Annotated in this window: 18 protein-coding genes and 1 tRNA gene; 9 read left to right on the top strand and 10 right to left on the bottom strand. The window is 66.4% G+C overall.

Annotation, left to right across the window (positions count from 1 at the left end):
• Positions 1-2: 2 nt before the first annotated feature.
• Positions 3-1,163 (bottom strand): C45 family autoproteolytic acyltransferase/hydrolase, encoded by a 1,161-nt coding sequence (locus AC3WOH_RS29025; RefSeq protein ID WP_492232777.1) that lies wholly within the window; start codon positions 1,161-1,163, stop codon positions 3-5.
• An 81-nt stretch (positions 1,164-1,244) separates the two neighbouring features.
• On the opposite strand from AC3WOH_RS29025, the gene AC3WOH_RS29020 reads away from it, so the two are divergent.
• The 3 genes from AC3WOH_RS29020 (at position 1,245) to AC3WOH_RS29010 (ending at position 4,994) form a co-directional block, all read left to right on the top strand.
• On the top strand, positions 1,245-2,120 hold the full coding sequence (locus tag AC3WOH_RS29020) for a GntR family transcriptional regulator (RefSeq protein WP_492232776.1): 876 nt from the start codon (positions 1,245-1,247) through the stop codon (positions 2,118-2,120).
• A gap of 96 nt (positions 2,121-2,216) precedes the next feature.
• On the top strand, positions 2,217-3,542 hold the full coding sequence (aptA, locus tag AC3WOH_RS29015) for an omega-aminotransferase AptA (protein WP_492232775.1): 1,326 nt from the start codon (positions 2,217-2,219) through the stop codon (positions 3,540-3,542).
• 9 nt (positions 3,543-3,551) lie between these two features.
• Positions 3,552-4,994: an aldehyde dehydrogenase family protein gene (locus tag AC3WOH_RS29010; RefSeq protein ID WP_492232774.1), complete on the top strand. Its 1,443-nt coding sequence runs from the start codon at positions 3,552-3,554 to the stop codon at positions 4,992-4,994.
• A gap of 22 nt (positions 4,995-5,016) precedes the next feature.
• On the opposite strand, the gene AC3WOH_RS29005 is transcribed toward AC3WOH_RS29010, so the two are convergent.
• The 4 genes from AC3WOH_RS29005 to AC3WOH_RS28990 form a co-directional block, all read right to left on the bottom strand.
• Positions 5,017-6,651 carry a SpoVR family protein gene (locus tag AC3WOH_RS29005; protein ID WP_492232773.1) on the bottom strand — a complete coding sequence of 545 codons (1,635 nt, stop codon included), beginning with the start codon at positions 6,649-6,651 and terminating at the stop codon, positions 5,017-5,019.
• On the bottom strand, positions 6,648-7,919 hold the full coding sequence (locus tag AC3WOH_RS29000) for a YeaH/YhbH family protein (RefSeq protein WP_184856667.1): 1,272 nt from the start codon (positions 7,917-7,919) through the stop codon (positions 6,648-6,650). The genes AC3WOH_RS29005 and AC3WOH_RS29000 overlap by 4 nt, the downstream gene beginning before the upstream one ends.
• Before the next feature lie 82 nt (positions 7,920-8,001).
• Positions 8,002-9,924: a PrkA family serine protein kinase gene (locus tag AC3WOH_RS28995; RefSeq protein ID WP_184856668.1), complete on the bottom strand. Its 1,923-nt coding sequence runs from the start codon at positions 9,922-9,924 to the stop codon at positions 8,002-8,004.
• A 346-nt stretch (positions 9,925-10,270) separates the two neighbouring features.
• Complete coding sequence (locus AC3WOH_RS28990; RefSeq protein WP_492232772.1) at positions 10,271-12,127, bottom strand: M48 family metallopeptidase; 1,857 nt, start codon at positions 12,125-12,127, stop codon at positions 10,271-10,273.
• Positions 12,128-12,413: 286 nt separating this feature from the next.
• Here AC3WOH_RS28990 and AC3WOH_RS28985 point away from each other — a divergent pair, with 286 nt between their 5' ends.
• Positions 12,414-15,311, top strand: a complete 2,898-nt coding sequence (locus AC3WOH_RS28985) for a valine--tRNA ligase (RefSeq protein WP_492232771.1) — start codon at positions 12,414-12,416, stop codon at positions 15,309-15,311.
• Positions 15,312-15,400: 89 nt separating this feature from the next.
• Positions 15,401-16,288, top strand: a complete 888-nt coding sequence (galU, locus tag AC3WOH_RS28980) for a UTP--glucose-1-phosphate uridylyltransferase GalU (protein WP_492232770.1) — start codon at positions 15,401-15,403, stop codon at positions 16,286-16,288.
• A 99-nt stretch (positions 16,289-16,387) separates the two neighbouring features.
• Here the strand turns inward: galU and AC3WOH_RS28975 are convergent, their stop codons facing one another.
• The 3 genes from AC3WOH_RS28975 to cysM form a co-directional block, all read right to left on the bottom strand.
• On the bottom strand, positions 16,388-16,627 hold the full coding sequence (locus AC3WOH_RS28975) for a sulfurtransferase TusA family protein (RefSeq protein WP_492232769.1): 240 nt from the start codon (positions 16,625-16,627) through the stop codon (positions 16,388-16,390).
• A gap of 5 nt (positions 16,628-16,632) precedes the next feature.
• Positions 16,633-17,199: an NUDIX hydrolase gene (locus tag AC3WOH_RS28970; RefSeq protein WP_492232767.1), complete on the bottom strand. Its 567-nt coding sequence runs from the start codon at positions 17,197-17,199 to the stop codon at positions 16,633-16,635.
• A 121-nt stretch (positions 17,200-17,320) separates the two neighbouring features.
• Positions 17,321-18,223: a cysteine synthase CysM gene (gene cysM, locus AC3WOH_RS28965; protein WP_007855477.1), complete on the bottom strand. Its 903-nt coding sequence runs from the start codon at positions 18,221-18,223 to the stop codon at positions 17,321-17,323.
• A gap of 41 nt (positions 18,224-18,264) precedes the next feature.
• On the opposite strand from cysM, the gene AC3WOH_RS28960 reads away from it, so the two are divergent.
• The 3 genes from AC3WOH_RS28960 to AC3WOH_RS28950 all read left to right on the top strand — a co-directional run bounded on the left by AC3WOH_RS28960 (position 18,265) and on the right by AC3WOH_RS28950 (position 19,597).
• A tRNA-Leu gene (locus AC3WOH_RS28960) sits at positions 18,265-18,349 on the top strand.
• 270 nt (positions 18,350-18,619) lie between these two features.
• A complete protein-coding gene (locus tag AC3WOH_RS28955) occupies positions 18,620-18,931 on the top strand; it encodes a hypothetical protein (protein ID WP_492232764.1) in 312 nt (103 codons plus the stop codon).
• Positions 18,932-19,372: 441 nt separating this feature from the next.
• Positions 19,373-19,597: a hypothetical protein gene (locus AC3WOH_RS28950; RefSeq protein WP_492232763.1), complete on the top strand. Its 225-nt coding sequence runs from the start codon at positions 19,373-19,375 to the stop codon at positions 19,595-19,597.
• Positions 19,598-19,613: 16 nt separating this feature from the next.
• Here AC3WOH_RS28950 and AC3WOH_RS28945 read toward each other — a convergent pair whose 3' ends face one another.
• Positions 19,614-20,285, bottom strand: coding sequence for a GntR family transcriptional regulator (locus AC3WOH_RS28945; protein WP_492232762.1), 672 nt, complete (start codon positions 20,283-20,285; stop codon positions 19,614-19,616).
• A 175-nt stretch (positions 20,286-20,460) separates the two neighbouring features.
• Here AC3WOH_RS28945 and pcaC point away from each other — a divergent pair, with 175 nt between their 5' ends.
• Complete coding sequence (gene pcaC, locus AC3WOH_RS28940) at positions 20,461-20,859, top strand: 4-carboxymuconolactone decarboxylase (RefSeq protein ID WP_492232761.1); 399 nt, start codon at positions 20,461-20,463, stop codon at positions 20,857-20,859.
• A 193-nt stretch (positions 20,860-21,052) separates the two neighbouring features.
• Here pcaC and AC3WOH_RS28935 read toward each other — a convergent pair whose 3' ends face one another.
• The gene (locus tag AC3WOH_RS28935; protein ID WP_492232760.1) at positions 21,053-21,262 is read right to left on the bottom strand and encodes a hypothetical protein; all 210 of its coding nucleotides are present in this window, start codon (positions 21,260-21,262) and stop codon (positions 21,053-21,055) included.
• Positions 21,263-21,316: the final 54 nt, after the last annotated feature.

Genomic DNA, 21,316 nt, shown 5'->3' with positions numbered 1-21,316 from the left:
GCTCAGGCCAGCGCCAGGTGGCGCTCCAGGTCCAGGCGGTAGGTCTGGAAGCTGCGGCTCAGCGCGGGCAGCATGGCCACTTCCATCTCGCCCAGGGCCGGCTCCATCACCACCATGGCCACGGTGGCCGACAGGTTGCTGCTGGAGTTGGGGCGCGGCGGGCGGCACACCGACCAGGGCGACTGGAAGTCGTCGAACAGCGCGGTTTTGATGTGCTCGCGCGTGAGCGCACCGATGTGCGGCTCCACCAGTTCGCGCACGCGCAGGTCGCGGTACAGCGAGTCGGGCGTGTTCACGATGCCCATGTCCTTGACCTTGCCCAGGGCGATCGGGCTCTGGAAGTGGTTGGCGTGCACGATGACGCCGCGCTCGGGGTGGATCTGGAAGGTCTCGTCGGGTGCGCATTCGAAGTCGATGGCCACGCCCGTGGCGTGCGAGACCATCACGTTGTTGGAGGCCGACTTGGGCGTGCAGTACACGATGCGCATGGCCAGGGCCAGCTGCACCTGCTCCAGCGCCTTGCGGCGCAGCAGCGCCAGCGGCACGCCGAGCTGGCGGTAGTCACGGTCGGATTCCAGGTAGTTGGCGGTGATGGAGATGCCTGCAGAATTCATGCCCGAACGGGCGAGGCCGCCGGCCTCGGTGAAGGTCAGGATGTCGGGGCCGTCCTCGCGCAGCACGCGCAGCACGATGGCGGTCTCGGCGCACTCGGCCTTCCAGTCCCAGTTCTGGGCGTGGATCACGCGGCCCGATGCCGTGGCCCCCGGCATGGCGACCACGCCGGTGCAGCCATCGGGGTCGATCTGTGCCGGCTGGCCCTTGCGGCGGCGGTCGGCCAGCTTGAGGATTTCGGTGCGCGCATTGAGCATCACGATGGCTTCGTACGAGACCCCGGCACCCTCGGCGATGCCGCGCATCTCATCGAGGTAGGCCGCCTCGAAGGCCTCGATGGTGGGCTCGAAGGTTTTCACCAGCGTGCCGATCTCGGGCCAGCCGAGTTTGCTGGCTTCAAGCTGGGTGGAGTAATGTTCGATGCCGCGCAGGATGCGCGCCTTGGCCTGTTCGCCATACTGGCGGCCCCGCTCGCGCGGCGCGCCGCTGATCTCGACCAGGGGGCAGGAAGGAATGGGCTGGTCGGAGCCCCAAGGGAATGTCTGGTCCATGGCTGTGGGTGGAGTGAGCAATCGGTGATCGATGATTTAAATTGTATTTTGTAAAATAAAAAGCATCAACCATTTCAAACCATGGCTTCTACATCCTTGCACCTGGAGCTGGCAGACCGCATCAGCCGCCTCATCCACGAAGACGGCCTGGCGGCGGGCGCGCGTCTCAACGAAAACCAGTTGGCAGAGCGCCTGGGCGTCTCGCGCACCCCCGTGCGTGCGGCGCTCGACCACCTGGCGCAGCAGGGCTTTGCCGAGCGCAAGCCGCACCGCGGGGTGGAACTGCTGCGCCTGCCGCCCCTGCCCTCGGCCGCCCGCGAAGCGCCCGACGACAGCGACCAGCTGCTGCGGCGCATCGCCTACGACCGCCAGCACGGCAACCTGGGCGAGTACGTGTCGGAAAAGGAGCTGATGGAGGCCTACGACCTGGGCCGCCCCGCCATCCGCAATGCGCTGGAGCGCCTGGCCGACCTGGGCGCCATCGAGCCCAAGCTGGGCTATGGCTGGCGCTTTGCCACCGGCGCCTGGGACGCCGGCGTGCGCCATGAAAGCTACCGCTACCGCATGGTGATCGAGCCCGCGGCCATCCGCGAGCCCGGCTTTGCCCTGCCACCCGCCTGGGCGCAGGACATGCGCCAGCAGCACGAGGAGTTCCTGCGCACGCTGACGGAAGAGTCGTCGAGCATCGCCTTCTTCGAGATGAACGCAGCCTTCCACGAAGGGGTTGCGGCCGCCTCGGGCAATCGATTCTTCCACATGGACATCCAGCGCCAGAACCGCCTGCGCCGCCTGTCCAACTACGACTGGAAATACGGCCGCGAGCGCATGGAGGTGAACTGCCGCGAGCACCTGGAGATGCTGGACCGCATGCAGGCGGGCGACCAGGAACTGGCCGCGCTGCTGATGCTGCGCCACCTCGACGTGGCCAGCCGCTTGCGCCCTCCGGTCAAGACCTGAGGGCCGTAGCCATCGCTTTCGCGGCTGCACAGTCATTTGATTTTTGTTAAAACAAAAAACATAATGACGAAAATTGCAGCCCTCACCGAAAGCCCCATGACCTCTGCCGCCCCCTCCAGCGCCCCCAACGACTCCGCCTTCTGGCTCCCCTTCACCGCCCAGCGCCAGTTCCAGCAGCAGCCCATGCTGTTCACCGCCGCGCAGGGCATGCACTACACCACCGAGGACGGCCGCCAGGTGCTGGACGCGATGGCCGGCCTGTGGTGCTGCAATGCGGGCCACGGCCAGCCGCGCATCACCGAGGCGATCCGCGAAGCCGCGGGCCGCCTGGATTTCGTCTCCTCGTTCAAGATGAGCCACCCGGCCGCCTTCACGCTGGCGCAGCGCATCGCGGCCCTGGCACCCGAAGGCATGGACCATGTGTTCTTCACCAACTCGGGCTCCGAGGCGGTGGACACGGCGCTCAAGATCGCCCGCGCCTACCACCAGGCCCGCGGCGACGCGCGCCGCACCCTGCTGGTGGGCCGGGCCAAGGGCTACCACGGCATGGGCTTTGGCGGCCTGTCTGTGGCGGGCCTGGGTCGGCACAAGCGCGACTTCGGCCCGCTGCTGCCCGACACCGCCCACCTGCCCCTGCCCTACGACGCCGACGCCCGCTTCTCGCACGGCCAGCCGGCCACGGGCGCGCACTACGCCAACGCGCTGGAGCAGTTGTTCGTGGTGCACGACCCGGCCACCATCGCGGCGGTGATCGTCGAGCCCGTGACCGGCTCGGGCGGCGTGTACCCACCGCCCGTGGGCTACCTGCAGCGCCTGCGCGAGCTGTGCACGCAGCACGGCATCCTGTTGATCTTTGACGAGGTCATCACCGGCTTCTCGCGCGTGGGCGCGCCGTTCGCGGCCCAGGCCTTCGGTGTCACGCCGGACCTGATGTCCTGCGCCAAGGGCATGACCAACGGTGCCGTTCCCATGGGCGGCGTGATTGTCGGCAACAGCGTGTACGACGCCTTCATGCAGGGCTCGGCCAATGTGATCGAGCTGTTCCACGGCTACACCTACTCGGCCCACCCGCTGGCCTGCGCCGCCGGCCTGACTACGCTGGACGTGCATGAAGAACTGGGCCTGGCCGCGCGCGTGCAGGCCATCGCCCCGGTGTGGGAGGCGGCGCTGCATGCGCTGCGCGATGCACCCCACGTGGTGGATGTGCGCAACATCGGCCTGCTGGGCGCCGTGGACCTGGCGCCGCGCCCGGGTGCCGCCGGCGCACGCGCCCAGGCCGTACACCTGGCCTGCTTCGAGGCGGGCGTGCTGGTGCGCAACTCGGGTGACACGCTGGTGCTCTCGCCCCCGCTGGTGATCAGCGAGGCGCAGATCGGCGAGATGGCGCACAGCATCCGCACGGCGCTGCAGCACATCGCCTGAGCCCGCGCCATGCAGGAACAGCTGAATTTCTACATCGACGGCGCCTGGGTGCCGGCCCAGGGCACGCGCACGCAGGACGTGGTCGACCCGTTCACCGAGCAGCCCGTGGCGCGCATCGCCCTCGGGGATGCATGCGACCTCGACCGGGCCGTGGCCGCCGCACGCCGCGCCTTCCCTGCCTGGGCCGCGCAGAGCCGGCAGCAGCGCCTGGCGGTGCTGCAGGCCGTGATCGCGGCCTATGAAGCGCGCATGGACGCCATCGCCATGGCGGTCTCGCTGGAGATGGGCGCGCCGCTCACGCTGGCACGCCAGGCCCATGCCGTGGCCGGCCTGTCGCACCTGAAGCAGGCCGCCCAGGTGCTGGCCGGCTATGCCTTCGACGAGGTGGTCCATCGCACACGCATCACGCGCGAGCCCATCGGCGTGTGCGGCCTGATCACGCCCTGGAACTGGCCCCTGAACCAGATCGCCTGCAAGGTGGCACCGGCCCTGGCCGCGGGCTGCACGGTGGTGCTCAAGCCCAGCGAGACGGCGCCGCTGTCGGCCCTGCTGTTCGCCCAGGTGCTGCACGAAGCCGGCGTGCCGCCGGGGGTGTTCAACCTGGTCAACGGTGACGGCCCCGGCGTGGGCGCGGCCATGGCCGCGCATGCGGACATCGACATGATTTCCTTCACCGGCTCCACCCGGGCCGGCGTGGCCGTGGCCAAGGCGGCGGCCGACACCGTCAAACGTGTGGCGCAGGAGCTGGGCGGCAAGTCGCCCCACATCGTGGTGGACGGAGTGGACCTGCCGGCCACCGTGCGCCAGGCCGCGCTGCAGTGCTTTCGCAACAGCGGCCAGTCGTGCAACGCGCCCACGCGCCTCCTGGTGCCCGCGCACCTGCACGCGGCCGCCACGGCCATCGCGGTGCAAGCAGCGCAGTCGCTGCGCCCGGGCGACCCGCGCGATGCGGCCACCACCCTCGGGCCGGTGGCCAATGCCGTGCAGTACACCAAGGTGCGCGAGTGCATCGCCACCGGCCTGCGCGAGGGCGCGCAGCTCGCCACGGGCGGGCTGGAACGGCCCAAGGGGCTGGCCCGTGGCTACTTCGTGCAGCCCACGGTCTTTGCCCACGTGGCCAACACCATGGCGGTTGCGCGCGAAGAGATCTTCGGGCCCGTGCTCTGCATCCTGCCCTATGGCAGCGAGGAAGAGGCCATCGCCATGGCCAACGACACGGTCTACGGCCTGTCGGCCTATGTGAGCGCGCCCGACCTGGACCACGCCCGCCGCATCGCCCGTCGCCTGCGTGCCGGCATGGTGCACCTCAACGGCGCACGCGCCGACCATGCGGCGCCGTTCGGCGGCTACCGCCAGTCGGGCAACGGGCGCGAGTGGGGGCGCATGGGCTTCGAGGAATTCCTCGAGGCCAAATCCATGTTCGGCTACGAGGAGCAGCAGCAGGCCGCCTGAAGCGGCCCGCCGAACCGGGCCGTCATTCCGTGGGCGCAGGCACCGAGTGCAGCAGCACCGGGTGGTTGCCGTAGGCGTCCACGCTTTCGATCTGCACGCCAAAGCCCCACAGGCGCGCCACGTGGCGCAGCACCTCCGGCGTGTCCTCACCCAGCGGCCGGCCCTTGTACTGGGTGTGGCGCAGGGTGAGGCTGCGGTCGCCCCGCAGGTTCACGTTCCAGACCTGGATGTTGGGCTCGCGCGTGCCCAGGTCGTACTGCTGCGAGAGGATCTGGCGCAGGCTGCGGTAACCGTTCTCGTCGTGGATCTCGCTGACCAACAGCTCGCTCAGGGCGGGGTCGTCGTGCAGGGCAAACAGGCGCATCTCGCGCATCAGGTTCGGGCTCAGGTACTGGCCGATGAAGCTCTCGTCCTTGAAGTTGCGCATGGCATGGTCGAGCGTGGGCAGCCAGGGCGCGCCCGCGATGTCGGGGAACCAGTGCCGGTCTTCGGGCGTGGGGTTCTGGCAGATGCGCTGGATGTCGCGGTACATGGCAAACCCCAGCGCATAGGGGTTGATGCCGCTGTAGGCGCGGTGCCCCACCGGGGGCTGGAAGATCACGTTGGTGTGCGAGCCCAGCCACTCGACCATCACCCCGTCGCTCAGGTAGCCCTCGTCGTAGAGCGTGCTCAGCAGCGTGTAGTGCCAGAAGGTGGCCCAGCCCTCGTTCATGACCTGGCTCTGGCGCTGGGGGTAGAAATACTGCGCGATCTTGCGCACGATGCGCACGACTTCGCGCTGCCAGGGCTCCAGCAGCGGGGCATTCTTCTCGATGAAGTACAGGATGTTCTCCTGCGGCTCCTTGGGAAAGCGGTTGATCTCCTGCGCCGCACCGTCCTTGCCGGGGCGCGTGGGCAGGGTGCGCCACAGCTCGTTGACCTGCTGCTGGGCGTAGGACTCGCGCTGCTCGCGCTCCTGGCGCTCGCGCGCCAGGTTCTTCTTGGAGGGGCGCCGGTAGCGGTCCACACCGAAGTTGGCCAGTGCATGGCAGGAGTCCATGAGCCGCTCCACCTCGTCGAAGCCGTAGCGCTCCTCGCACTGGGCCACGTAGTCCTTGGCATAGACCAGGTAGTCGATGATGGAGGAGGCATCCGTCCACATGCGGAACAGGTAGTTGCCCTTGAAGAAGCTGTTGTGCCCGTAGGCCGCATGGGCAATCACCAGCGCCTGCATGGCGGTGGTGTTCTCCTCCATCAGGTAGCTGATGCAGGGGTTGGAGTTGATCACGATCTCGTAGGCCAGGCCCATGTGGCCGCGCCGGTAGCGCCGCTCGGTGGCCAGGAACTCCTTGCCGTAGCTCCAGTGGCGGTAGTTCACCGGCATGCCCACGCTGGAGTAGGCATCCATCATCTGCTCGGCGGTGATGACTTCGAGCTGGTTGGGGTAGGTATCGAGGCCGAAGCGCTCGGCCGTGGCCGCGATGGCGGCGTGGTAGCGCTCGATCAGCTCGAAGGTCCAGTCGCTCGGGTCGGGCAGCGGCGCTGCGGGCCGCGCCCCGGCGGGCAGGGGCTGCTCGGGCACGGTGCGGTGGCGCCGCTCGCCGACGATGGCGGTCTTCCAGGGGTTGTCGCGGATGCGGCGCTCCAGCACCGGGTATTGGGCCAAGGGGTTGTTCATACCTGCACCCCCTCCTTCTTGAAGAGGTCGCGGAACACGGGGTAGATATCCCCCGGCTCGGACACCTTGCGCATGGCGAAATGGGGGTACAGCGGCACCAGCTGGCTGTACTCCTCCCACAGGTTCTGCTCTTCCTGGGCCACCTGCACATAGGCGAAATGGCGTGCCAGCGGCAGGATGCGGTCCACCAGCAGGTTGCGGCAGTTGCCGCTGTCGTTGGTGAAGTTGTCGCCATCGCTGGCCTGGGCCACGTAGATGTTCCAGTCGCCCGCGGGATAGCGCGCGCGGATGATCTGGTCGAGCAGCACCAGCGCACTGCTGACCACCGTGCCGCCGCTCTCGGTGGAGTGGAAGAACTGCTCCTCGTTCACCTCGGCGGCCTGGGTGTGGTGGCGGATGAAGACGATGTCGATCTTCTCGTAGTGCCGCGTGAGGAACAGGTACAGCAGGATGAAGAAGCGCTTGGCCAGGTCCTTGCGCGCCTGGTCCATGGAGCCCGAGACGTCCATCACGCAGAACATCACGGCCTGGCTGTTGGGCACGGGCACCTGCACCCGGGCGCGAAAGCGCAGGTCGATGGGGTCCAGGTAGGGAATGCGGCCGGTGCGCGCCTGCAGCTCGTCGATGCGCAGCCGCAGCACGGCGGCCTCCTCGCTGGCGCCATCGCCGCGCTGCACCAGGGCCTCAAGCTGCACCTGCAGCGCCGCCAGCTCCCGGTGCGCCGACTGCCCGAGCGCAATGCGCCGCCCCAGTGCGCCGCGCATGGTGCGCAGCACCGCCAGGTTGTTGGGAATGCCGTTCTGGCTGTAGCCGGCGCGGCGCGGCTTGTACTTGGGGGTCTCGCCGATGTGCGTGCGCAGCAGGTTGGGCAATGCCAGGTCCTCGAAGAAGAGCTGCATGAACTCTTCCTTGGTCAGCGTGAAGGTGAAGTCGTCCTCGCCCTCCCCGCTGTCGCTGGCCTGCGAGCCGCCACCGCCCCCACCGCCGCCCTGGGGCCGCTGGATGCGGTCGCCGCGCACATGGTCGGCATTGCCCGGGTGCACCCGGTCATGGATGCCGCCGCGCCCATGGTGGAACACGGGCTCGCCGATGTCCTTCCTGGGTATGGTGATGTTCTCGGCCTGCTCGATGTTGCGGATGTCGCGCTGCGACACCGCACGGCGCACGCCCTCGGCGATCTGCTCCTTGAAGCGCCGCACAAAGCGTTCGCGGTTGCCGACCGATTTGTTCTTGCCGGCGAGCCTGCGGTCGATGATTTGCAATGCCATCCCTTGCCCCCATGCGTGGGCCAGCGCCCCCGGTGGGATGCCCTGGCCAAACCTTCAAGCGCGTCCCTTGCCGCTGCGCTGCCTAGCTGCTCTTGCGCACGCGCAGGTACCACTCGCACAGCAGGCGCACCTGCTTGGGCGTATAGCCCTTCTCCACCATGCGGGTGACGAAGTCCTCGTGCTTGCGCGCCTCCTCGGCGCTGCCCTTGGCATTGAAACTGATCACGGGCAGCAGCTCTTCGGTGTTGGAGAACATCTTCTTCTCGATCACCAGGCGCAGCTTCTCGTAGCTGGTCCAGCTCGGGTTGTTGCCTTGGTTGTTGGCACGCGCGCGCAGCACGAAGTTGACGATCTCGTTGCGGAAATCCTTGGGGTTGGCAATGCCCGCGGGTTTCTCGATCTTCTCGAGCTCGGCATTGAGCGCGCTGCGGTCGAACACCTCGCCGGTGTCGGTGTCGCGGTACTCGTTGTCCTGGATCCAGTAGTCGGCGTAGGTGACGTAGCGGTCGAAGATGTTCTGCCCGTACTCGCTGTAGCTCTCCAGGTAGGCGGTCTGGATCTCCTTGCCGATGAACTCGGCATAGCGCGGCGACAGGAACTCCTTGATGTAGCTGGTGTACTTGGTTTCGAGCTCGGCCGGGAACTGCTCGCGCTCGATCTGCTGCTCCAGCACATACATCAGGTGCACGGGGTTGGCCGCCACCTCGGCGCTGTCGAAGTTGAACACCTTGGACAGGATCTTGAAGGCAAAGCGCGTGGAGATGCCGGTCATGCCCTCGTCCACGCCGGCATAGTCGCGGTACTCCTGGTAGCTCTTGGCGCGCGGGTCGGTGTCCTTGAGGCTCTCGCCGTCGTAGACCTGCATCTTGCTGAAGATGCTGGAGTTCTCGGGCTCCTTCAGGCGCGTGAGGATGGCGAACTGCGACATCATCTTGAGCGTGCCCGGCGCGCACACCGCGTTGCCCAGCGAGGACTCGCGGATCAGCTTGTCGTAGATGCGGATCTCCTCGCTCACACGCAGGCAGTAGGGCACCTTGACGATGTATATGCGGTCGAGGAAGGCCTCGTTGTTCTTGTTGTTGCGAAACGCCTTCCACTCGCTCTCGTTGCTGTGGGCCAGCACCACGCCGTCGAAGGGAATGGCGCCAAAGCCTTCCGTGCCCTTGTAGTTGCCCTCCTGCGTGGCCGTGAGCAGCGGGTGCAGCACCTTGATGGGCGCCTTGAACATTTCCACGAATTCGAGCAGGCCCTGGTTGGCCAGGCACAGGCCGCCGCTGTAGCTGTAGGCGTCGGTGTCGTCCTGGGCAAAAGTCTCGAGCTTGCGGATGTCGACCTTGCCCACCAGGCTCGATATGTCCTGGTTGTTCTCGTCGCCCGGCTCGGTCTTGGCGATGCCCACCTGCTTGAGGATGCTGGGGTAGCGCTTGACCACCTTGAACTGGCGGATGTCGCCGCCATACTCCTCCAGCCGCTTGACCGCCCAGGGCGAGAGCACGCGCTGCAGGTAGCGCCGCGGAATGCCGAACTGCTCCTCGAGCACCGCGCCGTCCTCCACCGCATCGAACAGGCCGAGCGGCGACTCGTTCACCGGCGAGCCCTTGAGCGCGTAGAAGGGCACCTTCTGCATCAGGTATTTCAGGCGCTCGGCGATGGAGCTCTTGCCACCGCCCACGGGCCCGAGCAGGTAGAGGATCTGCTTGCGCTCTTCCAGGCCCTGCGCGGCATGGCGGAAGAAGCTCACCACCTGCTCGATGGCATCTTCCATGCCATAGAACTCGGCGAACGCCGGGTAGCGTTTGATCACCTTGTTGGCGAAGATGCGCGACAGGCGCGGGTCATTGCGCGTGTCCACCATCTCGGGGTCGCCGATGGCGGCCAGCATGCGCTGGGCGGCCGTGGCATAGACCATGGGATCGCGCTTGCATTCGGCGAGGTATTCGTCGATCGACATTTCCTCTTCGCGGCTACGGGCGTAACGCGAGGCGAAACTGCTGATGGCATCCATACGTCCTCCTGTGGTGGCACCCTCCGCATGGGCACCACGGTTTGCAGTGGGAATCGCTACCGGTTCAGCCCTGTTGTAGCACCACCGCCTGTCTTTGAACAGGGAATTCGTGTAGGCGCGCAACGCTTTTCCACGCGACCTGCACACGCTCCGGTAGAGCGTGGCACACTGCGGAAAGTTCGCTGGCAATTACAAATTGAGGAGCAGGACGCCCAGCAGGCACCTGCCACGGCGCGCGCAGCTGCTGTTTCGGGCTGCGCCGGGACGGGCTTTTCGCGCGCCGGGCCGAGCCCCCTGGCGGCGCCGGTTCGGGGGCCTGGCGCCCCCGGGAAATCCCCCGTGCCCTTCAGCCCTCGTTCTGGTGCGCGCGCATGATCTGGTGGCGCTGCCAGTAGTGGCCCACGGTGGCATTGAAGTCGTCTTTTTCCTTCTTGAGGCCCGCCAGCTTGATCTTGCTGGTCTTGGCCCCCAGGCCCAGGGCATTTTTCTCGGGGTGGGTCACGACGAGCGCATTGCCGAAACTGCTTTCCTTGAATTCCAGTGCCTTGATGGCGTCCCAGAACACCGTGGTGTCGTCGGCCGAGGTGCTGATGCCCTCGATGCTCACGGTCACCGTGTCGCTGCCTTTCAGGGCGAACTGCACGGGTGGAAAGTACTGCAGCACCAGCGCGCGCTCCTCGTCGGTGGCCGGCTCATAGCGGTAGGCCAGGCTGCGCTCGTGGTCCGCGGCAAAGGCCTCTTCGTACGCACCCCACATGCGCTGCTCGATGGCATCGGCCGTGAGGATCTGCTGCACCCAGGTGGCGGCCGGCGGGCGCACGACGATGGCGCCGTAGGCGCTCTCGGGCAGGTTCACGCCCACGGCGCGCATGCGCTCGGTCATGGCCGGGTGCGAGTCGAAGGGGTGCGGCACGTTGGCCGTCTTCATCTCGGCCAGGAAATCGGCCGACGCGGCATAGGGTGACAGGCCCTGTGCGACATAGCCGGCAATGCCCAGCGCGGCCGATTCGTGCCGGCGGTTCTGGCCGAAGAGCTCGTGCTCGATCTTGGCACGGTACTGCGCATAGGCCGCGATCTTCACCAGCGAGCGCGCAATCGCGTCGGGCGAGATCAGCTTGGCGGCGATGCGGTCGGCCTTGAACTCGCGCTCGCGGCTTTCGCGTGCCAGGGCGACCTCGAAGATCATGCGGTACAGGTCGAGCAGCGGCGAGACCACGGCCGACAGGCCGCCCGTGCGCATGGCATGGCGGTAATGGTCGTACTGGCTGATCTTGGGGCCGAGCAGGGCGCTGCTCTTGGTATCTCCGCCGCGCAGGTGGGCCAGCTCATGGCCGAAGACGGCGTCGGCCTCGGACTGGTCCAGCAGGCGCAGCAGCGGAATGCTCACGAACAGGGTGCGCCCGGTGAGCGTCTTGCCGCCCACTGTGAGCGGCGCCTCGGTCACGAAGAAGTTGGCATCGATGCCGGCCACGATGTGCCGGGGCGGCTCGGTCTTGAGGCGCTCGGCCATGTGGCGGATGCGCTTCCACAGGAGCGGTGCATCGGCCTCGGCCACGAGCTCACCGTCCACGCCATTGTTCAGCCGCACGCGCGTGAAGATGCTCTTGATGGCCATGAACACACCAATGGCCACCGCGATGCCCACGAAGATGATGAGCTTGGGCGAATACTTGTGGAAGAAGAAGGCCGTGAGCCAGAACGACAGCCACACCGCCAGCGCTCCCTGCACGATCAGCGACGCCGCACTGGACCAGGTGGTCAGATGCCAGCCGGTGACGAAGCTGGTGTACTGCATCTTGCGGTCCACGAAGGCCAGGGCACCGAGGCCCAGCACCGAGGCCAGCAGCAGCACGCCGGCGACCAGGGTCCAGGCCGAGGCCTTGCGCACCAGGTTGAACTGCCACAGCTCGCCGTACTGCTCGCACACCGCCTCGCGGTATTCCTGCACCTCGGGCGAGGGGTTGGTGCAAACCTTGGACGGCGGATTGGCGCGGTAGAAATCCTTGCGCGCCTGTTTCTCGGCCGCGGGCATGCCCTTTTCGGCGTCGATGCGCTGGCTCACCCGGGCGACGAACTGGGTGTCTTCATCGCGCTGGGCGTAGCCGGTGAACAGAAAGGCGGCCAGCGGAATCAGGAACAGCGACAGCAGCGAATAGCCAAAGACCTTGGCCAGGCCCAGGCGCAGGGCAGAAGAGATGTTCATACGGGAGCGGACGGTTGGAATGGTTTTGTGGAATCCGGCGAAGCAAAGGGGTCCAGGCACGCCCGCAGCGCGCCCTTTCCTCACCCCTTGGCGCGGATTATCGGAAAACACCCGCCCTGCGCCAGCCCGTACAAGGTAACAATTGGATAAGTGGCGGCCATGCCTGTCCGAATGGCACCGCGCCCACGCGCCGCACCGGGGCACCCGCGTCGCATAAAATGGTGGGTTCCACCCTCTCGACAGCAGAGGCGCCCCGCCAGGGCCGCCTCTCCACCCTGCCCCACCCATGAGCACGCCCCTGCAACAACCCGGCCTCGACAGCCTGTCCAAATCGTTTGAACCCGCCGCCCTGGAAGCCCACTGGGGCCCCGAATGGGAACGCCGAGGCTACGGTGTAGCAGGCTTTCGCGGCACCGGCGTGGCACAGGCGGGCGAGCCGGCCTTCTCCATCCAGCTGCCGCCGCCCAATGTGACGGGCACGCTGCACATGGGCCATGCGTTCAACCAGACGATCATGGACAGCCTGACGCGCTACCACCGCATGCGCGGCCACAACACGGCCTGGATCCCCGGCACCGACCACGCCGGCATCGCCACGCAGATCGTGGTGGAGCGCCAATTGCAGGAGCAGGGCATCAGCCGCCACGACATGGGCCCCACGCCGCCCGAGGCGCGCAAGAACTTCGTCGCCAAGGTCTGGGAGTGGAAGGAAAAGAGCGGCAACACCATCACCACGCAGATGCGCCGCATGGGCGACAGCGTGGACTGGAGCCGCGAATACTTCACCATGGACGACAAGCTCTCCAAGGTGGTGACCGACACCTTCGTCAAGCTCTACCAGCAGGGCCTGATCTACCGCGGCAAGCGCCTGGTGAACTGGGACCCCAAGCTGCAGTCCGCCGTGTCCGACCTCGAAGTCGAAAGCGAAGAGAAGGACGGCTCGCTCTGGCACATCGCCTACCCGCTGGCCGATGGCTCGGGCAGCCTCACCGTGGCCACCACCCGCCCCGAGACCATGCTGGGCGACGTGGCGCTGATGGTGCACCCCGAGGATGCGCGTTACACCCACCTGATCGGCAAGAACGTGGTGCTGCCCCTGGTGGGCCGCGAGATCCCCATCATCGCCGACGACTATGTGGACAAGGAGTTCGGCACCGGCGTGGTCAAGGTCACGCCCGCGCACGACCCCAACGACTATGCCGTGGGCCAGCGCCACCAGCTGCCCATGATCGTGGTGCTCACGCTGCAGGCCACCGTCAACGACAACGCGCCCGAGAAGTACCGCGGCCTGGACCGCTTCGTGGCACGCAAGGCCATCGTGGCCGACCTGGAAGCCTCGGGCGCCCTGGTGGAGACCAAGAAGCACAAGCTCATGGTGCCCATCTGCACACGCACCGGCCAGGTGGTGGAGCCCATGCTCACGGACCAGTGGTTCGTGGCCATGAGCAAGGTGAGCGAGCAGGACCCCACGGGCAAGAGCATTGCGCAAAAAGCCATCGACGCCGTGGCCAGCGGCGAGGTGCAGTTCGTGCCCGAGAACTGGGTGAACACGTACAACCAGTGGATGAACAACATCCAGGACTGGTGCATCAGCCGCCAGCTGTGGTGGGGCCACCAGATCCCCGCCTGGTACGACGAAGAAGGCAACGTGATCGTGGCCCGCAGCGAAGCCGAGGCCCAGGCCCAGGCCCCGGGCAAGACACTGCGCCGCGACGAGGACGTGCTCGATACCTGGTACTCCTCGGCCCTGGTGCCCTTCAGCACCATGGGCTGGCCCGAGCAAGGCGATGGCCCGACCGACGACTACAACCTGTACCTGCCCAGCAGCGTGCTGGTGACGGGCTACGACATCATCTTCTTCTGGGTCGCCCGGATGATCATGATGACCACGCACTTCACGGGCCGCGTGCCGTTCAAGCATGTCTACATCCACGGCCTGGTGCGCGACGCGCAGGGCAAGAAGATGAGCAAGTCCGAGGGCAACGTGCTCGACCCTGTGGACCTGATCGACGGCATTGCGCTGGAGCCCCTGCTGGACAAGCGCACCACCGGCCTGCGCAAGCCCGAGACTGCGCCCACGGTGCGCAAGAACACGCAAAAGGAATTCCCCGAGGGCATTCCCGCCTACGGCGCCGATGCGCTGCGCTTCACCTTCGCGGCGCTGGCCAGCCTGGGCCGCAGCATCAACTTCGACAGCAAGCGCTGCGAGGGCTACCGCAACTTCTGCAACAAGCTGTGGAACGCCAGCCGCTTCGTGCTGATGAACTGCGAGGGCCAGGACTGCGGCCTCAAGGAGCACACCAAGGAAGAATGCCAGCCCGGCGGCCCGGCCCACGGCTACATGCAGTTCAGCCAGGCGGACCGCTGGATCGCCTCGCTGCTGCAGAAGACCGAGGCCGAAGTCGCCAAGGGCTTTGCCGAGTTCCGCCTGGACAACGTGGCCAACACGATCTATGACTTCGTGTGGAACGAGTTCTGCGACTGGTACCTGGAGATCGCCAAGGTGCAGATCCAGACCGGCACCGAGGCCGAGCAGCGCGCCACGCGCCGCACGCTGATCCGCGCGCTCGAAGCCATCCTGCGCCTGGCGCATCCCATCATCCCCTTCATCACCGAAGCCCTTTGGCAGACGGTGGCGCCTGTGGCCGGCCTGCCCGGCCAGTCGGTCAGCATCGCCCGCTACCCCGAGGCGCAGCCGAGCAAGATCGACGAGGCCGCCATTGCGCACATGGAGCGCATCAAGGGCCTGGTGGACGCCTGCCGCACGCTGCGCGGCGAGATGAACGTCTCGCCCTCGACGCGCCTGCCGCTGTACACCGTGGGCGACGCCGACTTCATGCGCGGCGTGGCGCCGGTGCTGCAGTCCCTGGCCAAGCTCAGCGAGGTCAAGGTGTTCGACGACGAGGCCGCCTGGGCCGCCGCGGCACAGGCAGCACCCGTGGTGGTGGTGGGCGAGGCCCGCATGTGCCTGCACATGGAGGTCGACGTGGCCGCCGAGAAGGCCCGCATCTCCAAGGAAATCACGCGCCTCGAAGGTGAAGTGGCCAAGGCCGATGCCAAGCTTGGGAACGAGGCCTTCGTGGCCAAGGCACCGCCCGCGGTGATCGACGAGACCAAGAAGCGCATCGCCGATTTCACCGCCACGCTCTCGCGTTTGCGCGATCAGCTTACACGCCTGGGCTGAAAACCCCGCGATACTGAGGGCAGGTGCGCCCGGCTGCTGCAAGCCGGGCCCTGCCCTTTTTCTTTGTCACCATTCTTGCCAGGAGCCCCATGACCGCTGCATCCGCCATCCGCAAAGCCGTTTTTCCCGTTGCCGGCCTGGGCACGCGCTTTCTGCCGGCCACCAAGGCATCGCCCAAGGAGATGCTGCCGGTGGTGGACAAGCCGCTGATCCAGTACGCCGTGGAAGAGGCCTATGCCGCGGGCATCCGCCACATGATCTTCGTCACGGGCCGCAGCAAGCGCGCCATCGAGGACCATTTCGACACGGCCTATGAGCTGGAGAACGAACTGGAAGCCGCCGGCAAGGCCGAGCTGCTCAAGCTCGTGCGCTCGGTGCAGCCCGATGACATGGACTGCGCCTTCGTGCGCCAGCCCCGCTCGCTGGGCCTGGGCCATGCCGTGCTGTGCGCCGAGCCCCTGGTGGGCAAGGAGTCGTTCGCGGTGATCCTGGCCGACGACCTGATGGTCGGCCCCCGGGGTGGCCCGCCCGTGCTGGCCCAGATGGCCGCGGCCTTTCGCCAGCAGGGCCGTTCGGTCATCGCCGTGCAGGAGGTGCCCGAGGACCAGGTGCACAAGTACGGCATCGTGGCCGGTGAGCCCGCCGGCGGCCCGCTGATCCGCATCGACCGCATCGTGGAGAAGCCCAAGGCCGACGTGGCGCCCTCGCGCATGGGCGTGGCCGGCCGCTACATCCTCACCCCCGGCGTGTTCGACGAGATCCGCAACCAGCCGCGCGGCGTGGGCGGCGAGATCCAACTCACCGACGGCATCGCCCGCCTGATGCAGCACGAGGCCGTCTACGCCTTCCAGTACGAAGGCAAGCGCTACGACTGCGGCAGCAAGGAAGGCTTCCTGGAAGCGACGGTGGAACTGGCCCTGCAGCATCCGCAGGTGGGCACCCACTTCCGCGAGTACCTCAAGGGGCTGAGCCTGTAAGCCTGCTGGCGGCGCACTCTGCCAGCAAAAAAGTCCTCCCGCGGTGCGAGCCGCCGGAGGACTTTTTGCGTTCAGGCGGGCCCACCGCCCGCCAGCCGATCAGCGCCGGCGCAGGATATGGATGAACTCCTTGGCGCCCTCGTCGCCTTCGCTCGTCTGCTCCACCAGCTCGTTGCCGGTCTGTTTGGCAAAGGCCTGGAAGTCGCGCACCGAGCCCACGTCGGTGGCCACCACCTTGAGCAGTTGGCCGCTGGCCAGGTCGGCCAGGGCCTTCTTGGCCTTCAGGATGGGCAGAGGGCAGTTCAGGCCGCGCGTGTCGATTTCTTTGTGGATGTCCATGGTCGTCAGTCCTTTGGCGGCAGGTCCAGGCCGCGGCGCCGCTCGGCATTTTCCTCGGCAGTGAAGAACACCGGCTCGTGCCCGCGCGTGCGCAGCCAGTCGGCCAGCGCGTAGCCGGTGCCGGCGGGCCAGCATTTGAGGTCTGCCAGGTCGTACATGCGGTAGTCCACCAGTTCGGGCGAGAGCTTCACCTCGCCCTCTGCCACCACATGGTAGGCGATGATGATCTGGTTCATGCGCAGGAATTCGTACGCCCCCACCAGCGTGGTGGCGGTCACGTCGAGGTTGGTCTCTTCCTTGACCTCGCGCGCAATGCCTTCCATGGGCGATTCACCGGCCTCCATGAAGCCGGTGATCAGCGCGAACATCTTGGCCGGCCAGGCCGCATTGCGGGCCAGCAACACCTGCCCGTTGACCTCCACGATGGCGGCGAGCACCGGCGTGGGATTGTTCCAGTGCGTCCAGCCGCAGGCCGGGCAGCGCAGGCGCTGCTTGTCGCCGCCGTCCTCGGCCACGGTGATCAGGGCCAGCGGCGTGCCGCAGTGGGTGCAGTAACGGGTTTCGTAGTGCATTTTGCTCTTGATTTTATAGCATCAGCCGTCACGGCGGCTGAGTGGCTGGCGCAGGGATGTCATCGTGGGCGGCATTCTGGCCGCGCCACCGCAGCGTAGCAGCGGCGGCCGGCCAGCACCGTCACGCGGGGAACACCCCGGTGGAAAGATACCGGTCGCCCCGGTCGCAGACCACGAAGACGATGGTCGCATTGCTCACGCGCTGCGACAGCTGCAGCGCCGCCCAGCAGGCGCCCGCGGCCGAGATGCCGCCGAAGATGCCCTCTTCGCGCGCCAGGCGCCGGGCCATGTCCTCGGCATCGTCCTGGCTCACATTCACGGTTTCGTCCACGGCGCGCGGGTCGAAGATCTTGGGCAGGTATTCCTGCGGCCACTTGCGGATGCCGGGGATGCGCGAACCGTCCTGCGGCTGCGCGCCGATGATCTGGATGCCGGCGTTCTTTTCCTTCAAGAAGCGCGAGACACCCGTGATGGTGCCCGTGGTGCCCATGGCGCTCACGAAGTGGGTGATGCGGCCATCGGTCTGCTCCCACAGCTCGGGGCCCGTGGTCTCGTAGTGGATGCGCGGGTTGTCGGCATTGGCGAACTGGTCGAGCACCTTGCCCTCGCCGCGCTTTTGCATGGCCTCGGCCAGGTCGCGCGCATGCTCCATGCCACCGCTCTTGGGCGTAAGCACCAGGTCCGCGCCAAAGGCCTTCATGGTCTGGGCGCGCTCCACCGACAGGTCTTCGGGCATCACCAGCACCATGCGGTAACCCTTGATCGCAGCCGCCATGGCCAGCGCAATGCCGGTGTTGCCCGAGGTCGCCTCGATCAGCGTGTCGCCAGGGCGGATGTCGCCGCGCTCTTCCGCGCGGCGGATCATGGACAGCGCCGGCCGGTCCTTCACCGAGCCTGCCGGGTTGTTGCCTTCAAGCTTGCCCAGGATCACGTTGCCGCGTGCGGCATTGTCGGCCGCCCCAATGCGCTGCAGCGCCACCAGCGGCGTCTTGCCAATCGCGTCTTCAATCGTCGGATATTTCATGCGCCCTACTGTGCCATAATTTGAGTCTTCACGAATTCCCTGCCCGGGTGGTGAAATTGGTAGACGCAGGGGACTCAAAATCCCCCGCCGCAAGGCGTGCCGGTTCGATTCCGGCCCCGGGCACCATAGTTTCTTTGCTATGGTTTTAGGAATGCGTTCCGCATTCCGTCCCAGAAAGTGGGACCGGCAAGGTGTTCCGTCACCTCCCGCCCCCCTGCCGCCCTGCTAGTTGATGGGCGAAGTGGCTTCTTCGATTTGAAATCGGGGCAGCGAAGCTCCGCACCAGGCGCCGAGATCCCGCAATTTTTGCCATCTGCGTCGTAGGTTCAATATTGGCATCCCAGGGATGGCCCCCATCAGAACCGGCCAGCAGCCGCCCCGTTTCGGAGAAATTCGATGCCCGCCAAAAAGATTGATCCAGAGGTTGCCGAGTTTGATGCCGCGCTTGTGCGCAGCGTAGACCAAGCCCTGGCCGGTGAAATCGGCGCCGAGCATAGGCCCCAACAGGCCCCGCCACGCGCACTTCTCGGCTTTGCGCATCTGACAGACGCCGAATTGGAACAGATGGCCCTGGCTATAGAAGCCGACGCCGGCCATGAAGTCCCCGGCGTGCGCGAGTCGCTAAGAGAGGCGAGAGACGGCAACTTCGCGGCCGTTCACACTCCCGAACAGATCGACGCGTACAAGCGTAGACAGTCTGCGGATTGAAGGGCGCAAGCTGCTTGCCTTGCCCTGTGGCCTCGGCCGAGCGGGCTTCCCACCCAGTTGACTGAAAGCCTGGAAGCTCGCCCAACTGGGCGCCCTTGAATGTCCGCATCCCGGATATTTGCGCAGACGATCTGCGTCGCCCCACGTCTACAAGATGACATCCTGCAGCGACGCACGTCACGGTGCATCGCTCTCACCATCGCCGCTCCCGAAAAGCGCCCTCAGCCAGGGTGACATGGAAACCGGCCAGCTCATCTCAACTCGATTGGGCCAGCAGCCCCTGGAGCTTTGGGATCGCAGGCCGATGAAGCTACGGATTCGCGGCGGGGAGCAAGGCATCCCGGATTTGCCCCCTTTCAGAGCCCAAAAAACCATCAGAGAATGTCCAGTGGCTTGAGTACTGATCCGACACTGAAAGAGCAGCCAATCCGGAGATTCCTCATGTTCGAAACAGGCCGATGGAATGTGACCGACCCGTCCGGGAAACACGTGGGCGTGGTCGAGGGCGACGAGTACGTGCGCGATGGCGAGCACCTGCTCTACCGCATCGATGGAAATGAACTCTACTCTGCAGGCCTCGAGGGGCGGCTGTACGGCTTCATCGAGGGCGATCTGGTGATCGCGCCCGCGACCAGTGCGCTGCTGCTGCGCTTTATCCAAGAATAAATAAGCCAGCGCTCTGTTACCCCTTGTGCTCCATGCTGCGGAGCACGTTTTCCCCCGCCTTCTGCACATGCGCGGCCGACAGCCGGGCGGCCGCCTCGCCGTCGCCGCGCTCGATGGCCGCGACCATGGCGTTCAACTCCTGCAGTGTGTGGGGCAGCCGCTCGGGCTGGGCCATGGAGATGCGGCGCAGCACGGTCACGCGGTTGTTGAGCTGGCGCAGCATCTGGCCTGCGACCAGGTTGCCGCAGCCGTCGACGAGGATCTCGTAGAACTGATTCTTGGTCTGGAGCAGCTTGGCCCGGTCTTGCGCGAGGGCGGGTTTGGCCAGCTCGTTGAGCTTGGCGCGCAGCGCGCGCACCTGCTCGGGCGAGGCGTGTTGGGCAAAGGCCCTGGCGGCCAGGCTTTCGAGGTGGGCGCGCACTTCGTAAATGTCGCGCACCTCTTTGGGCGAGATGGTGGTCACCTCAGGCCCGCGGTGCGGGACGATGGTGATGAGCCCTTCGGCCTGCAGGTGCTGCAGGGATTCGCGCACGCAGGAGCGGCTGACTTCCAGGCTTTCGCACAGCTCACGCTCCGAGAGTTTCTGGCCGGGCGAAAACACCCCGTCCAGGATGGCCTGGCGCAGCGCGCTGGTGGCGCGCTCGCGCAGGGAGGTCTCTTCACGGGGCACACGGAGCATGGCGGTCATGGCTTGATCCTAGCGGATCCCTCCTGCAAACAGATTGTCGGACACGCAGACGAAGCTTGCCATTGGCCTCCGCACATCATATGATTGTCCGACAATCTTATTGCATTCCAGCTGCGGGGCTTTGTTGCACCGCTGCTTTTTCCAACCCTTCCCTATCTACCCACCAGGAGCTTTCATGACCCGCGCCCTCGCCCCCAAGAACCCCGCTCTCTTCGACCAGGGCCTGTCCACCCGCCGCGAGGTGCTGGGCGCCGAGTACGTCGATGCTGCCGTTCGCAACGCAACCGACTTCAACATCGACATGCAGGAGATGGTGACCCAGTACTGCTGGGGCGATGTGTGGAACCGGCCGGGGCTGGACCGCAAGACGCGCTCGTTCCTGAACCTGGCCATGCTGACGGCGCTGAACCGCCCGCACGAACTGAAGCTGCACGTGCGCGGTGCCATCAACAACGGCCTGACGCGCGACGAGATCAAGGAGGTGTTTTTGCAGACCGCGATCTACTGCGGCGTGCCTGCAGCGATCGACTCCTTCCGCGTCGCCGCAGAAGTGTTCAAGGAAATGGATGCTTGAAATTAAGCACCCCCTGAGGCGCTACGCGCCTTCACCCCTCTCTTGACTCGCTGCGCGAGTCGGCAGGGGGACGCCCCCAGCGCGGCGGGGCGGCCCTTGCGCGGGGGCACTGGCCTTGGCAGCGCCAGTTTCGTGCGCCGTGGGTGGCGCGCAGCGCTGATACCGTGCCGCCCGGCAGCCAGCCCGGCATTGATCAGGGCTTGCGCGTGCCCGAGGCGATCTCGTCCAGCGCCTGCATGGCCTCTTCGCGGCTGTCCCAGCCGTTGTGGGTCACGGGCGTGTTGTGGCCATCGACCACCAGGTTGATGCAGTAGAAGCGGCCGGCCTGCTCGCGCAGGGTGGCCGAGTAGGTCGAACCGTCGTGTTCGCCGAACACGTTCTCTTCTTGCGGGTCTGATGGCATCGGGCAGCACCTCCTGGTGCAGCCATTGTGCACAAGCCGGCGGCCAGTGCATGT

The organism is Acidovorax sp. FW305-C-20-28, from assembly GCF_058783375.1.
Note: the sequence above shows the minus strand (reverse complement) of the source record. Positions and strands in the feature narration are given on the sequence as shown.

What these genes read in the sequence shown, in the direction of transcription:
- AC3WOH_RS29025 (WP_492232777.1), bottom strand. Translation starts at nt 1,163, where the DNA reads ATGGACCAGACATTCCCTTGGGGCTCCGACCAGCCCATTCCTTCCTGC.
- AC3WOH_RS29020 (WP_492232776.1), top strand. Translation starts at nt 1,245, where the DNA reads ATGGCTTCTACATCCTTGCACCTGGAGCTGGCAGACCGCATCAGCCGC.
- aptA (WP_492232775.1), top strand. Translation starts at nt 2,217, where the DNA reads ATGACCTCTGCCGCCCCCTCCAGCGCCCCCAACGACTCCGCCTTCTGG.
- AC3WOH_RS29010 (WP_492232774.1), top strand. Translation starts at nt 3,552, where the DNA reads ATGCAGGAACAGCTGAATTTCTACATCGACGGCGCCTGGGTGCCGGCC.
- AC3WOH_RS29005 (WP_492232773.1), bottom strand. Translation starts at nt 6,651, where the DNA reads ATGAACAACCCCTTGGCCCAATACCCGGTGCTGGAGCGCCGCATCCGC.
- AC3WOH_RS29000 (WP_184856667.1), bottom strand. Translation starts at nt 7,919, where the DNA reads ATGGCATTGCAAATCATCGACCGCAGGCTCGCCGGCAAGAACAAATCG.
- AC3WOH_RS28995 (WP_184856668.1), bottom strand. Translation starts at nt 9,924, where the DNA reads ATGGATGCCATCAGCAGTTTCGCCTCGCGTTACGCCCGTAGCCGCGAA.
- AC3WOH_RS28990 (WP_492232772.1), bottom strand. Translation starts at nt 12,127, where the DNA reads ATGAACATCTCTTCTGCCCTGCGCCTGGGCCTGGCCAAGGTCTTTGGC.
- AC3WOH_RS28985 (WP_492232771.1), top strand. Translation starts at nt 12,414, where the DNA reads ATGAGCACGCCCCTGCAACAACCCGGCCTCGACAGCCTGTCCAAATCG.
- galU (WP_492232770.1), top strand. Translation starts at nt 15,401, where the DNA reads ATGACCGCTGCATCCGCCATCCGCAAAGCCGTTTTTCCCGTTGCCGGC.
- AC3WOH_RS28975 (WP_492232769.1), bottom strand. Translation starts at nt 16,627, where the DNA reads ATGGACATCCACAAAGAAATCGACACGCGCGGCCTGAACTGCCCTCTG.
- AC3WOH_RS28970 (WP_492232767.1), bottom strand. Translation starts at nt 17,199, where the DNA reads ATGCACTACGAAACCCGTTACTGCACCCACTGCGGCACGCCGCTGGCC.
- cysM (WP_007855477.1), bottom strand. Translation starts at nt 18,223, where the DNA reads ATGAAATATCCGACGATTGAAGACGCGATTGGCAAGACGCCGCTGGTG.
- AC3WOH_RS28955 (WP_492232764.1), top strand. Translation starts at nt 18,620, where the DNA reads ATGCCCGCCAAAAAGATTGATCCAGAGGTTGCCGAGTTTGATGCCGCG.
- AC3WOH_RS28950 (WP_492232763.1), top strand. Translation starts at nt 19,373, where the DNA reads ATGTTCGAAACAGGCCGATGGAATGTGACCGACCCGTCCGGGAAACAC.
- AC3WOH_RS28945 (WP_492232762.1), bottom strand. Translation starts at nt 20,285, where the DNA reads ATGACCGCCATGCTCCGTGTGCCCCGTGAAGAGACCTCCCTGCGCGAG.
- pcaC (WP_492232761.1), top strand. Translation starts at nt 20,461, where the DNA reads ATGACCCGCGCCCTCGCCCCCAAGAACCCCGCTCTCTTCGACCAGGGC.
- AC3WOH_RS28935 (WP_492232760.1), bottom strand. Translation starts at nt 21,262, where the DNA reads ATGCCATCAGACCCGCAAGAAGAGAACGTGTTCGGCGAACACGACGGT.